Source organism: Tardiphaga sp. (assembly GCF_025356345.1).
In the GTDB taxonomy this organism is placed as follows: Bacteria; Pseudomonadota; Alphaproteobacteria; order Rhizobiales; family Xanthobacteraceae; genus Tardiphaga.
Map to the genome: position 1 here is coordinate 1 of NZ_JANXTC010000371.1, position 12,826 is coordinate 12,826.

Below are 12,826 nucleotides of genomic sequence, written 5' to 3' on the forward strand. Positions count from 1 at the left end.
TCGCGCGGGCGGCGCGACGGTCCGGCAGGGGTGGACTTCAGTTCGCCTTCGGCGCGGTCACGATCGGGGTCGCGGCGGCCTGCGCGGCGCGGCCGACGATGACCGTGACGAGGCCGTCACCCCAGATCTTCTTCGCCGCCGCCTTGGCCTGGTCCAGCGTCACGGCATCGACGATGGCGTTGCGCTTTTCGATGTAGTCGATCGATTGCTTGTCGATCTGGTACTGCAGCAGCGCGCCGGCCAGCTTCGACGAGGTGTCGAGCGCCAGCATCTGCGAACCCTTCAGATAGGATTTGGCCTCGTCGAGCTCGGTCTGGGTTGGGCCCTGTTCGGCCAGCCGCTTCACTTCCGCATTGACCGTATCGAGGGTCTCGGTGGCGCGGTCGGAGCGGGTAGCGGTATTGCCGATATAGAGGCCAGAATGCTGCATCCATAGCAGCGAGCCGGATACCGAATAGGCCAGGCCGCGCTTCTCTCGGACCTCGTGATACAGCCGCGACGACAGCGTGCCGCCACCAAGGATGTGGTTGACGATATAGGCCGCCATGAAGTTCGGATCGTCGCGCTTGATGCCGGGGGCGCCGAAGGTGATCACGGTCTGTGGCACGTCGAGTGGGACAAAGAATTTCTGCGGTGGCTTGGCGGCGACGATGTCAGGCACCGGCGTCAACGTCGCCTTCGCCGGCAGGCTGCCAAAGGTCTGGTCGAGCAACTTGCCGAGGGTGGCTGCATCGACGTCGCCGACCACCGCAACTTTCAGCGTGTCCCGGGCGATGATGCGATCCTTGTAGGCCTTGAGGTCATCGACAGTGATGGCCGGCACGCTGGTCAGCGTGCCGCTGGCGGAGCGGCTATAGGGATGATCGCCAAAGGCGACTTCGAGGAATTTGCGGCTGGCAATCGAGCCGGGATTGCTGGTCTCGCGACGCAGGCCGGACAGGATCTGGGCGCGGATGCGCTCGATGTCGACGGCGTCGAAGCGCGGCTGGGTCAGCGACAGCCGCAGCAGGTCGAACGCCTCGTCGCGGTTTTCCGACAGCATCCGCAGCGAGCCGCGGAAATTGTCGCGCTGCGCGGTGTAGCTGAGCTCGATGGCACGGCGCTCGAGCCGTTCATGGAAGGCCTTGGAGTCGAGGTCGGCGGCGCCTTCGTCCATCAGGCTGGCGACCATGTTGGAGGTACCGGACTTGTCGGCCGGGTCCTGCGCGGCGCCGCCGCCGAAGGCGTATTCCATCGCGATCAGGGGCACGGTGGCGTCCTGCACGAACCAGGCCTCGATGCCGCCTGGCGACACCAGATGCTGGATCTTGGCGGCGGCATGCGACGGCGAGGCGAGCGCGAAGGTGGCGGCGAGAGCGAAGCCGAGGCGCCCGATGTGGCGTGTGATCATGTTCACGATCGCTTCTCCTCGCGCTTCGGCGCGGTGTCCTTGATCAGATAGCCGGTGACCGAGCTCTTCTTGTCGAGCCATTTCTGCGCGACATCGCGGACCTGCTCGGCGGTGACGGCCTTGATGCGGTCGGGCCAGGCGCGGATATCCTCGACGCTGAGGCCAGTGGTGAGGGCGGCGCCATACCAGCGCGCCAATGACGCCTGGTTGTCCTGGGCGTAGATCGCCTCGGCCACCAGCTGGGTCTTGACGCGTTCGAGGTCGGCGGCCGGCACCGCGTTGGCGGCGATATCGGCAATGACCGCGTCCATGGTCTTTTCGACATCGGCGAATTCGACGCCGGGTTTCGGCGATACCGAGATCATGAATTGCGCGCTGTCGAGCGCGGTGCCCTGGTAGCTGGCGCCGGCGGTGATCGCGAGGCCCTTGTCGACCACCAGCGCGCGGTAGAGGTAGGAATTGCTGCCGCCGCCGATGAGCTGCGCCATCACGTCGAGTGCCTGGCTTTCACCGGCCGCCGCGGTGGTGGCCGACGGCGCTAGATAATAGCGGCGTACGCTGGACTGTTCGACGCGCGGATCGGCGAGGGTCACGGTGCGCGAGGCCGCCGGGGTCGGCTCCTGCGGCCGGATCCGCTGGGCGTGAATCGACGGCTGCGCGGGTATGACGCCATAGGTCCGCTCGATCATCGGGCGGATTTCCGGCGCCTCGACATCGCCGGCGATCACCAGCGTCGCATTGTTCGGCGCATAAAAGCGCTTGTAGAAGGCGAGCGCGTCCTCGCGGTCGAGCTTCTGGATTTCCTGATGCCAGCCGATGATCGGACGGCCATAGGGATGGTTGAGATACAGCGCCGCCATCACCTGCTCGGACAGCCGTGCTTCCGGGCTGTTGGCGACGCGCATATTGTATTCCTCGAGCACCACGTCGCGCTCGGGCAGCACGTTCTCGTCCTTCAGAACCAGGCCGGTCATGCGGTCGGCCTCGAACTCCATCATCTTGCCGAGCTGGTCCTTGGTGACGCGCTGGAAGTAGCCGGTGTAGTCGGTGGAGGTGAAGGCGTTCTCATTGCCGCCGATGCGCTGCACGGTCTGGGAGAATTCGCCGGCCGGATGTTTCGCGGTGCCCTTGAACATCAGATGTTCGAGAAAATGCGCCAGGCCCGATTTGCCGGGGGTCTCGTCGGCGGAGCCGACCTTGTACCAGACCATCTGCGTCACCACCGGGGTGCGGTGATCGGGGATCACCACCACCTGCATGCCATTGGCCAGCGTGAAGGTGGCGGGCGGCGCGGCGGTCACCGTCTGCGCCGCGGCGAGGCCGGGGGCCAGCAGCAGCGCCAGCGCCGCGACGGAACGAAGGGCCGATCGGGATGATGAGGTCATGATGGGGCTAGCAGCTCCTCGGCATGGGTAAGCGATCGCGCCGGACGCATTCGCGCAAGCAAGCCGATCGCAAGGCAATAGGACAGGACTGAAAATGGAATCGACAGGCGCGCAACACCGGCGCCGCGGTCAATACTTGCCGGTCATCGGGTTGATGTTGGCGGAATTCTGCATGATTTCCTTCGGTCCGGTGCCATAGGCGTAGCCGGAAGAAGGCGTCTGATAACCCGAAGGCGGCTGGGTCAAGGAATCCCGCGTCGGCTCGCCCTTGAACTCGGCGGTCTCACCCTTGTTGCCGCCAAACATGGTCTTGAACAGCCCGCCTTCATAACCGAGCTGCTTCGGGCTAAGCACGATGTTCCGGTTGGGATCGCCGGGAATGTTGCCTTCGACGGTCTGGGTGGGCTTCGTGCGCTGCATCGCCATTTCCTTGGGCGTCAGCGAACGCGCCTCTTCCAGCACGTTGCCCTTGGGTCGCTTGGCAGCTTCGCGCGCCGCATTGCGCTGCTGGATATCGGGATCTTTCGGCCAGTTCGGAACGGACACGGCGGTAGTGTCCGGCGGCGGCAGGGTGATCTTCGGCGGAACCACCAGCGGCGAGCGCTCGCGGTAATCGATGCCTTGGTTCTCCATATTGGTGCCGCCGAGGCCCGTCATGATGCCCTTGATGATTTTGTCCTCGATCGAGCTGTCGTCGTCTTCGTCATCGGCGGCGCGGGCCGCGCCGGCCGACATCACCAGGCCGATGCCGAGGGCAACCGCGGCCAGCCGGCGGCCGCGCTTCCAGGGCGCCGATGAAGTCTGCACGTTGCAAGTGGCGGTTTCGGTCTTGCGCATCGCAGTCATCCTGTTCAAATGTCTGGCGGATCGCCAATCTGGCGGCGTTCCACTCGCGTCGTCCCTGCATCCGTATCGGCCGGGATCAGGGCGCTTTTGCGGCGGGTAAAGTGAAGAACGAGTCATACAGCAGGGCTACAACCCCGGCAACAATGGCGCAGTCGGCCAGGTTAAACACGTACCAGTTGTAGGTCTGGCCGCCGATCCGGACGTGCAACAGGGCGAAATCGACCACCGCGCCCCAGGCAAGCCGGTCGATCGCATTGCCGATCGCGCCGCCGATGATCAAGCCCAGCGCCAGCGTCGCCAGCCGGGTGTGCGATTTCGCCATCCAGATCGCCAGCGCCACCACGGCGATCGCCTTGATGGCGATCAGGACCGCCTGGCCGGCCGGGCCGGAATCGGAAAACCAGCCATAGCTGATGCCGGTATTCCAGGCCAGCACCAGATCGAAGAACGGCGTCACCTCGACCGCGCCGCGGCGCCCGATGTCGAACACCAACAGCAGCCAGAGTTTTGAGGCCTGGTCGATCAGCAGGACGACCAGCGCGGTCAGGATACCGGCGCGGAAGAAGGCAGTCACACTGAACTCCCCAGAGTCTTCCATTCGCGCAAAGCCGCGGCGTCGCGCGGCGAGACGTCGGGATATTCGGCGTCTGCGCCGACCGTCGGCAGGATCTTCCACGACCGTGCGCATTTGCTGCCGACCGCCTTTTCGACAACCACGGCGACGCCGGCAACATCGCTCAGCGTGAAGGCGCCGGCCGGAGCGTCATCATTGGTCATCATCGCATTCGAGGTGATGAACACTTCGGCGAGGTCGATATCGGCGAGGATGGCGAAGATCGCGGGATCGTTGACATAGACCAGCGGCGACGCTTCCAGCGACGAACCGATGCGCTTGGCCGCGCGCTCGACTTCCAGCGCGCCGGTGACGACGCGGCGGACATTGCGGATGGTTTCCCACTTCGCAGCGAGCGCGTCGTCGCGATGCTGGCCGAGGCCGTCCGGAAACACCGTCAGATGCACCGACGGCTCGGCGTCGGGCTTGTACATCCGCCAGGCTTCTTCCGCGGTGAAGGACAGGATCGGCGCCAGCCATTTCAGGATCGCGTTGCAGAGCATGTCGATGGTGGTCAGCGCGGCCTTTCGCGCCAGCGACGACGGCGCGTCGCAATACAGCGTGTCCTTGCGGATGTCGAAATAGAACGCCGATAATTCGGTGTTCATGAAGGCTGACAATGACGCGACCACCGTCTTGTAGTCGAATTCCTGATAGGCCTTCCGCACGATCGCGTCCTGCTCGGCAAGCTGATGCAGCATCAGCCGTTCCAGCTCGGGCATGTCGGCGAATGCCACCGCGTCTTCCGGCTTGAAGTGAGCCAGCGTGCCGAGCATCCAGCGCACCGAATTGCGCAGCTTGCGATAGGTCTCGATCGTGGTCTTGAGGATTTCCGGACCGATGCGCTGGTCGTCGGCATAGTCGGTGGCGCAGACCCAGAGCCGCAAGATGTCGGCGCCGGACTGCGCGATGATCTTCTGCGGTTCGACGGTGTTGCCGACCGATTTCGACATTTTCCGCCCGTTCTCGTCGAGCGTGAAGCCGTGGGTCAGCACGATGTCATAGGGCGCGCGGCCACGGGTGCCGCAGCTTTCCAGCAAGGACGACTGGAACCAGCCGCGGTGCTGGTCGGAGCCTTCCAGATACATCACGGTATCGCGGCCGCCATCGACCTTGCGGTGAATGCTGGCAAGCCCCGGGAAGTGAACGGGGTCTTCCAGCACGAAGGCATGGGTCGAGCCGGAATCGAACCAGACGTCGCAGATGTCGTCGACCTTTTTCCAGGCCTCGTTCGACAGCGAGCCGAGAAAGCGCTCGCGCGCGCCGTCGGCATACCAGGCGTCGGCGCCTTCGGCGTCGAAGGCGTCGGCGATGCGCGCGTTGACGGTGTCATCGATCAGGATTTCGGCTGAGCCGTCGCCCTTTTCACGCACGAACACCGCGATCGGCACACCCCAGGCGCGCTGCCGCGAGATCACCCAATCCGGCTTGGTGTTGATCATGCCGTTGATGCGGTTCTGGCCCATCGCCGGCACCCATTGCGTGACCTTGATGGCTTCCAGCGCGCGATGCCGCAGCGTGTCGCCGGGCTTGGCCGCGCCATCGTCGCGAATGTCCTTGTCCATCGCGATGAACCATTGCGGCGTGTTGCGATAGATCACCGGCTTTTTCGAGCGCCAGGAATGCGGGTATTGATGCTTCAGCCGCGACCGCGCCAGCAGCATGCCGGCCGCGGCCAGCGCCTTGATGACCGCCTCGTTGGCGCCACCCTTTTCGCCCTTGTCGTTGATGACGCGCTCGCCGACAAAGCCCGGCGCCTGTTCGGTCAGCGCGCCGTTCTCGTCGACGGTGTAGGGGATCACGGCGCTGATGCCACGCGCTTCCAGCTCGCGCGCATTCGACATCCAGATGTCGAAATCCTCGCGGCCGTGGCCCGGCGCGGTGTGGACGAAGCCGGTACCGGTGTCGTCGGTGACGTGATCGCCGTCGAGCAGCGGCACGGTGAATTCATAACCGCCCGCGAAACCCGCGAGCGGATGCTTGCATTCCAGCGCGTCGAGGATGCCGGAATCGACATCGCCACTCTTCTCGTAGGCGGTGACGCGGGCCTGCTTGAACACGCTCTCGGCCAGCGTGTCGGCGAGGATCAAGAGCTCGCCGGGCTTCACCCAATTGTCTTCCGGCGCCTCGGTGACCTTGTAGAGGCCGTAGGAAATCTTGTTGGAAAAGCTGATGGCGCGGTTGCCCGGCAGCGTCCACGGCGTGGTGGTCCAGATCACCACCGAGGCCTTGGCCAGCCGGCCGAACTCCGCCTTGACCGGAAACTTCACCCATACGGTGTCCGAGGTGTAGTCCTCATATTCGACTTCGGCTTCCGCCAGCGCGGTCTTCTCGACCACGCTCCACATCACCGGCTTGGAGCCGCGATACAGCGTGCCGTTGGCGGCGAACTTCATCAATTCGCGGGCGATCTGCGCTTCCGCGAAGAAATCCATGGTCGCATAGCGGCCGTTCCAGTCGCCGACGATGCCGAGCCGCTTGAATTCGGCGCGCTGCACGTCGAGCCAGCGCCCGGCATAGGCGCGACATTCCTGGCGGAACGCGACCATCGCCGCGGAATCCCTGAAGTCCGGCTTCGGCTTGCCCTTGGAGCGATAATTCTCTTCCTCGATCTTCCATTCGATCGGCAGGCCGTGACAGTCCCAGCCCGGCACGTAATTGCTATCGAAGCCGAGCATCTGCTGGCTCTTGGTCACCACGTCCTTGAGGATCTTGTTGAGCGCATGCCCGATATGGATGTTGCCATTGGCATAGGGCGGGCCGTCATGCAGCACGAATTTCGGCTTGCCCTTGGACTGTTTTCGCAAGCTGCCGTAGAGGTCGATCTCGTTCCAGCGCTCCAGCATCTTCGGCTCGGCCTGTGGCAGGCCGGCGCGCATCGGAAACTCCGTCTGCGGCAAATACAGGGTGCTCGAATAATCGTGGGCGTCGGATTTAACGGGCTTGTCGGACATGAAGGCTCTGGCTCGGTCAATGGCGCGGAAACGCGTGGGGGACGCGGTGAACGGCGGCGATCCCGGTCTTGCGCCGAGCCAAGCTCAGGCGGAAGCCGGGCCGATAATGCGGATTATGGGGCGCCGTACAGACATCCGGCTCTCAATAGCAGCCGGCGGGCCAAGCGCAAAGCCCTGCAGGCCGGGCAGAGGCCTGTCAGCCGTCATTGCGAGGTCAGGAAAATCCAATTGGCTTTTCCTGACCTCGCAATGACGAATGAGCGAAACTCAGGGCAAAGCCTGCCTTTTTAGCACGCGTGCCGGATTGCCGGCCACGATCGCGCCTGCCGGGACGTCCCTTGTCACCACGCTGCCGGCGCCGATCACCGCGCCGTCGCCGATCGTCACCCCCGGCACGATCATCGCGCCGCCGCCGATCCAGACGTCGGCGCCGATGCTGACCGGGCGGCCGAATTCGAGGCCCTCGGCCCGGGTTCTGGCGTCGCGGGGGTGGTCGGCGGCATAGATCTGCACCGCCGGCCCGATCTGGGTGCGATCACCGATCGTCACCGCGACGATGTCCAGGATCACGCAGTTGAAATTCAGGAACACGTTGTCGCCAAGGCTGATATTGTAGCCATAGTCGCAGAAAAACGGCGGTCGGATCACGCAATCGGCGCCAACCTGGTTGAAATGCAGCTTCAGCAGCGCCAGTCGCTCGGCCACCGGCCGATCCAGCACGGCGTTGTAACGGGCCATCCAGACCTTGTTGGCCTTCTCGTCGGCGTTCAGTTCGGGGCCGCCGGGACGATAGAGGTCGCCGGCCAGCATTTTCTGTTTCTCGGTTTTGGTCAGGACAAGTCTCCCGGAGGTCAGGTGGCGGCCGAGGGGCGCATGGTTGCAATTTCAGACTCGCACACTAATTTGGCGACATGATGGAGTGACGTCCATGAGCCGACAGACCCAAACCCAAGTCTACGAGAATCTGAAGGAACTGCGCCGCCGCGGCGATTTGACCTCGGCGGGGGACACCTTCTTCTATGACGCCAGATTGCTGCGGGTGCTGGAAGCCCGCGCAATGGCCGAGCGCATTCTTGGCGGTGAAAGCGAGGCCGACGCCTGGTTGCATCGGCCGAACCCGTACATGGCGGGCCAGCTGCCGATCGACCTCATCGGGGACACGCTTGGCGCGGCCGTGGTGCGCGATGCGCTCGAGCGGATCGATCAGGGCCAATTGGCCTGAATAGCCGGTCGGTTCAGCCGATCGGCCCCAACCGCGGAAACGCCAGAGGCGCCGCTGCCAGCGCGGCGCGGGCCCTCGCGCTGTCGTCGTTCATCTGCCGGATCAGCGGCTCGATGCCGTCGAATTTCAGCTCTTCGCGGATGAAAGCGATAAAGGCCACGTCCAGAACCTGGCCGTAAAGATCGCCGGCAAAATCGAACAAGAACACTTCCAGCAACGGCGCGCCATTGTCGAAGGTCGGGCGGCGGCCGAAACTGGCCACGGCATCGAACCGTTCAGCCCCGCGACCGACGCGAACCGCGTAGATGCCGTGCCGCAGCCCGCAACTGGCGGGCAGGCGGATATTGGCGGTGGGATAGCCGAGGTCGCGGCCGAGTTTTTTGCCGTGGATGACTTCGCCGGTGACGAACCAGGGACCGTCGAGCATGGTGCTGGCCTCGGCGACCTGGCCCTCGGCCAGCGCCATCCGGATGGCGCTGGATGACACCGGTCGTTCATCGAAATCGATATGCGGTTGCACGTCGACCTCGATGCCCAGCCGCGGGGCCTCGGCGACCAGCAGGCTGGGCGAGCCGACGCGGCCCTTGCCGAAATGAAAGTCGTAGCCGACCGCGATACCGCTGATGCCCAGCCGCTCGATCAGATCATGGTGAATAAAGTCTTGCGCCGGGGTGCCGGCGCGACCCTTGTCGAAGGTCATGACCACCGCGCCGCCAAGCCCGGTGCCGGCCAGCAGGCGCAATTTGCTGGCCTCGTCGGTGAGCCGGAACTGCGGCGTGCTGGGGCTGAAATAGCTTCGCGGATGCGGCTCGAAGGTCACCGCCAGAGCGGTCGTGTTGCGCAGCCGGGCCATTTCCAGCGCCGCGTTGATGACGGCGCGGTGGCCGAGATGGACACCGTCGAAATTGCCCATCGCGACCACGGTGCCGCGGGGAATGGCGGCGGCGGGGGTCGTGTCGCGGATCACGATAAAGTCAGACGTCATGCGGGAGTTCGATAATGGGTGGGAACGGGAACCAGACCGTGACGCGGAGCGGACGATGAAGTCAAGCCGAGGCCCGCGGGCGATCCCGCCACATTTGATCCATCAAGCGACCGCCGCGGTTAACGGGAAATTTAACTGCGGCTGCTATTCATGTGGTCGGGCAGCGGATGGAAATTATGCCGATCCTGCGCCCGGATATATTTGCCTGCCGGCGGATAGTCAGTGTTTCGCATTTGCGGTTCGTGTCTCAGGGGGAATGAAGATGGCGGTTGATTTGTCGATGACGGTTCTGGTGGTGGACGATTACAACACCATGATCCGTATCATTCGCAATCTTCTCAAGCAGCTCGGCTTCGAGCATATCGATGATGCCAGCGATGGCTCGGCGGCGCTGGAAAAGATGCGCACCAAGAAATACGGCCTGGTGATTTCGGACTGGAACATGGAGCCGATGACGGGCTACGACCTGCTCAAGGAAGTCCGCGCCGATCCCAATTTGTCGCAGACGCCGTTCATCATGATCACCGCGGAATCCAAGACCGAGAACGTGATCGCGGCGAAGAAGGCCGGCGTCAATAACTACATCGTCAAGCCGTTCAACGCCGCGACGCTGAAGACCAAGATCGAAGCCGTGTTCCCCGACACCGTGCCGGCGTAACGCGTCGTCGGTTCGCTTCGGTCGTCCTACCATTCGTCATTCCCGGCCCGTCGCGAAGCATCGCTTTGCTCGACAGGCCGGGCGTCTGCGTTTCGACGTAGCCTCGCGGTGCTGTAAGTTGACGGACGCTTCTAGAGGATGAATCGTGATCGTTGAATCGCCTCCCGGACGCGACGCAGCGCGTTGCGCGGCATCGCGTCCGGGACAAGGGCGGCCCGGTTCAATCCATTACGAGCACGCTCTAACCGCCCGGATCACTATCGATCGACACCGCTCGGCCATCGAGGCTGCCACGAAGATTGAGCTTGTCGCCGTCAAACCATAACGTCCAGCGCTGCGCCGGATTGCTGCCGCCCACGATGAGACTGTTGATGACCAGCGTATGGTCGTTCAGCCAGTTGGCCTTCGCGGCGTTGACACCCATGGGGGTCGGCGGACCGCTGCGATAGACGCCGTCGAGTCCGATCGGGCCCGTGAGCATTATTGGCGGATTTTTCGGATTGAGATTGTAGAGCTCCAACTCATACCGCGGTCGCGGATTGTCCAGGGTCAGCGACAGCGATTTGACCAGCAGCGCATTGCGCTGAAAATGATAGGTCTTGCCCGAAACGGTCAAGGCCAGCGGCGATGTCCTGTCATGCTCTGTCGGTTTCTCGACGGCAATGTCTCGCACCGTGCTGGCCAGCAGATTTGCGCCGTTCGGATCCGGTGGCAGCGCGGTGGCGGATCTTGCGGCATCCGCAATGTAGGTCGCCAGTCGCCCCGCGGCGCAATCGCCGCGCGCGGTAGTCACCGCGACAATGTCCAATGCGGGGTAAACCAGGATCATCTGGCAATGGTAGCCGTTGGCAAAGTAGACTTGGTTGTCGGGCCGCGCCCAAAAGAAGTTGGAATAGCGCAAGGTCGGATCAAACGTGGTGTTCATGTCCACGCTCGCGTGGTTCACCTTGTCGATCCATTCCGCCGAGACCAGCGATTTGCCCTCCCATTCGCCGCGTCGCAGGTACAGATAGCCAAGCTTCGCCATGTCGTGCGGCAGCAGCGCCAGACCGTAGCCGCCGGTCGAGATTCCCCGCGGATCTCGCCGCCATTGCCATTTGCCGATCCCCAGCGGACCGAACAGCTTCGTGCGCGCATAATCTTCAGCGCTCATCCCCGTGACCTTGGTGAGGATGGCGGACAACAGATGCGGATTGCCGCTATTGTAGTCGAAGCTCTCGCCGGGCGTGCGGGCCATCGGGCGATCGAGGACGAACTTTACCCAGTTCGGGCTGCGCTCCATTTCGACGACCGATTCAAACCGATTGTCGGTGAGCGGCTCCGTCCAGGCCAGGCCGGAGGTCATGTCCAGCAGATGCTGGAGCGTGATCGTCTTCTTGCGGTCGTCGGCGTTTTCGATGGTTCGATCGCCAAAATAGTCCAGCACCGGATGGCTCGTGCTGTCGAGCACGCCTTCCTTTAGCGCAATCGCCGCCAGCGTGCCGACCACGGCCTTGGTGACGGAATTGACCGCATGCGGAATGTCCGCCGTATAGGGCGCATAATAGGCGTCCAAAACCATTTTGCCATGGCGCACGATCAGCAGGCTGTCGAGATTTCGCGTCTGCCCGAAATCGATCAGCCGGGCCAGCGCCGCCGAATCCATGCCCTGCTCTTCGGGCGAGGATGCCTGCCATTGCTGCGTCGGCCAGATCGGCTCGGTACCGGCCCGGGCGAGATCCGCGGTAACGCCCGCAACGCCCGCCAGCACCGCGATGAGCAATGCCAGCCGGAGGACGCGACTTCGTGAGTTTCGCATCGATGCCTCGCGGAACGGCTTGAAACGCTATCCCAAATTTACCGGCATTCTGGAGTTGTTCAATATGAAAAAAAATCTCAGCGCGTTTTCAGGATTCGCACCGGCCGCGACGTCACCATTTCAGTTCGCGCATCAGGGCCTTCGGCGGATGTCCGAACAGCTCCTTCACGGCGGCGGAATCCATTCGTTCGATGCCTTCGAATTCGCCGGCATGGATGCCGCGGGTGATGAACAGGCAATCGATGCCATAGGCATGCGCGCCGGCCAGGTCCGTACGGACGGAATCGCCGATCGCCAGCACCCGGTTGAGCGGGGTGTCGATGCCGGATTTGGCCTTGGCCAGCGCCATCGCCTGATCGTAGATCGGCCGGTGTGGCTGGCCGTAGAACACCACGTCGCCGCCAAGTTCGCGGTACAGTTCGGCGATCGCGCCGGCGCAATAGATCAGGCGGTCGCCGCGCTCGACGATGATGTCGGGGTTGGCGCAGACCAGCGTCAGCTGGCGCGCCAGTGCCTGCGTCAACATCTCGCGATAGTCCTCGGCGGTCTCTACCTCATCGTCGAACGGGCCGGTGCAGACGATGTAGTCGGCCTGTTCGAGCGGCGCGAATTTGGCATCGAGCCCGCGATAGATCGAATTGTCGCGCTCCGGACCGATCCAGTACATCGACTGGCCGAGCCGCCCGGTAATGAAATTGCGGGTCAGGTCTCCGGACGAGACGATGGAATCATAGATGTCGTCGGCGACGCCGAGCTTGCGCAGCTGTCGCTGTACCGAATCCGCCGGCCGCGGCGCGTTGGTGATCATGATCACGGTTCCGCCGCGGGCACGAAAGGTGTGAAGCGCCTCGCAGGCTTCGGGGAACGAGACGATGCCGTTATGCACGACGCCCCAGATGTCGCTCAACACCACATCGGTATCGGTGACGAGATCGCGCAGTTGGTCGGCGAATCGTAATGTGGTCATGGAGATGG

The 12,826-nt window shown here is 63.5% G+C and carries 11 protein-coding genes; 2 read left to right on the forward strand and 9 right to left on the reverse strand.

The window, feature by feature from the left end; translation table 11 throughout:
• Positions 1-37 precede the first annotated feature (37 nt).
• The 6 genes from Q0S16_RS22300 to Q0S16_RS22325 form a co-directional block, all read right to left on the reverse strand.
• Positions 38-1,390 (reverse strand): pitrilysin family protein, encoded by a 1,353-nt coding sequence (locus Q0S16_RS22300; RefSeq protein ID WP_295853380.1) that lies wholly within the window; start codon positions 1,388-1,390, stop codon positions 38-40.
• Between the two features lie 2 nt (positions 1,391-1,392).
• Positions 1,393-2,775: a pitrilysin family protein gene (locus Q0S16_RS22305; RefSeq protein WP_295853246.1), complete on the reverse strand. Its 1,383-nt coding sequence runs from the start codon at positions 2,773-2,775 to the stop codon at positions 1,393-1,395.
• A 129-nt stretch (positions 2,776-2,904) separates the two neighbouring features.
• On the reverse strand, positions 2,905-3,612 hold the full coding sequence (locus tag Q0S16_RS22310) for a hypothetical protein (RefSeq protein WP_295853249.1): 708 nt from the start codon (positions 3,610-3,612) through the stop codon (positions 2,905-2,907).
• 85 nt (positions 3,613-3,697) lie between these two features.
• Positions 3,698-4,219 carry a signal peptidase II gene (lspA, locus tag Q0S16_RS22315; RefSeq protein ID WP_295853250.1) on the reverse strand — a complete coding sequence of 174 codons (522 nt, stop codon included), beginning with the start codon at positions 4,217-4,219 and terminating at the stop codon, positions 3,698-3,700.
• On the reverse strand, positions 4,192-7,188 hold the full coding sequence (ileS, locus tag Q0S16_RS22320; RefSeq protein WP_295853253.1) for an isoleucine--tRNA ligase: 2,997 nt from the start codon (positions 7,186-7,188) through the stop codon (positions 4,192-4,194). The genes lspA and ileS overlap by 28 nt, the downstream gene beginning before the upstream one ends.
• A 267-nt stretch (positions 7,189-7,455) precedes the next feature.
• On the reverse strand, positions 7,456-8,022 hold the full coding sequence (locus Q0S16_RS22325; protein WP_295853383.1) for a sugar O-acetyltransferase: 567 nt from the start codon (positions 8,020-8,022) through the stop codon (positions 7,456-7,458).
• A gap of 94 nt (positions 8,023-8,116) precedes the next feature.
• On the opposite strand from Q0S16_RS22325, the gene Q0S16_RS22330 reads away from it, so the two are divergent.
• Entirely contained in the window at positions 8,117-8,410 is a 294-nt protein-coding gene (locus tag Q0S16_RS22330) for an MbcA/ParS/Xre antitoxin family protein (protein WP_295853255.1), read from the forward strand.
• 13 nt (positions 8,411-8,423) lie between these two features.
• On the opposite strand, the gene Q0S16_RS22335 is transcribed toward Q0S16_RS22330, so the two are convergent.
• Positions 8,424-9,395 carry a bifunctional riboflavin kinase/FAD synthetase gene (locus Q0S16_RS22335; RefSeq protein ID WP_295853257.1) on the reverse strand — a complete coding sequence of 324 codons (972 nt, stop codon included), beginning with the start codon at positions 9,393-9,395 and terminating at the stop codon, positions 8,424-8,426.
• Positions 9,396-9,657: 262 nt separating this feature from the next.
• Here Q0S16_RS22335 and Q0S16_RS22340 point away from each other — a divergent pair, with 262 nt between their 5' ends.
• Complete coding sequence (locus Q0S16_RS22340) at positions 9,658-10,053, forward strand: response regulator (RefSeq protein ID WP_068733808.1); 396 nt, start codon at positions 9,658-9,660, stop codon at positions 10,051-10,053.
• A 241-nt stretch (positions 10,054-10,294) separates the two neighbouring features.
• Here the strand turns inward: Q0S16_RS22340 and Q0S16_RS22345 are convergent, their stop codons facing one another.
• The gene (locus tag Q0S16_RS22345) at positions 10,295-11,851 is read right to left on the reverse strand and encodes a serine hydrolase (RefSeq protein ID WP_295853264.1); all 1,557 of its coding nucleotides are present in this window, start codon (positions 11,849-11,851) and stop codon (positions 10,295-10,297) included.
• Between the two features lie 112 nt (positions 11,852-11,963).
• Entirely contained in the window at positions 11,964-12,818 is an 855-nt protein-coding gene (locus tag Q0S16_RS22350; RefSeq protein WP_295853267.1) for a TIGR01459 family HAD-type hydrolase, read from the reverse strand.
• Positions 12,819-12,826: the final 8 nt, after the last annotated feature.

Bases quoted from the DNA above. Each gene is read 5' to 3' on its own strand.
- Q0S16_RS22300 (WP_295853380.1), bottom strand. From the start codon at position 1,390: ATGATCACACGCCACATCGGGCGCCTCGGCTTCGCTCTCGCCGCCACC.
- Q0S16_RS22305 (WP_295853246.1), bottom strand. From the start codon at position 2,775: ATGACCTCATCATCCCGATCGGCCCTTCGTTCCGTCGCGGCGCTGGCG.
- Q0S16_RS22310 (WP_295853249.1), bottom strand. From the start codon at position 3,612: ATGCGCAAGACCGAAACCGCCACTTGCAACGTGCAGACTTCATCGGCG.
- lspA (WP_295853250.1), bottom strand. From the start codon at position 4,219: ATGGAAGACTCTGGGGAGTTCAGTGTGACTGCCTTCTTCCGCGCCGGT.
- ileS (WP_295853253.1), bottom strand. From the start codon at position 7,188: ATGTCCGACAAGCCCGTTAAATCCGACGCCCACGATTATTCGAGCACC.
- Q0S16_RS22330 (WP_295853255.1), top strand. From the start codon at position 8,117: ATGAGCCGACAGACCCAAACCCAAGTCTACGAGAATCTGAAGGAACTG.
- Q0S16_RS22335 (WP_295853257.1), bottom strand. From the start codon at position 9,395: ATGACGTCTGACTTTATCGTGATCCGCGACACGACCCCCGCCGCCGCC.
- Q0S16_RS22340 (WP_068733808.1), top strand. From the start codon at position 9,658: ATGGCGGTTGATTTGTCGATGACGGTTCTGGTGGTGGACGATTACAAC.
- Q0S16_RS22345 (WP_295853264.1), bottom strand. From the start codon at position 11,851: ATGCGAAACTCACGAAGTCGCGTCCTCCGGCTGGCATTGCTCATCGCG.
- Q0S16_RS22350 (WP_295853267.1), bottom strand. From the start codon at position 12,818: ATGACCACATTACGATTCGCCGACCAACTGCGCGATCTCGTCACCGAT.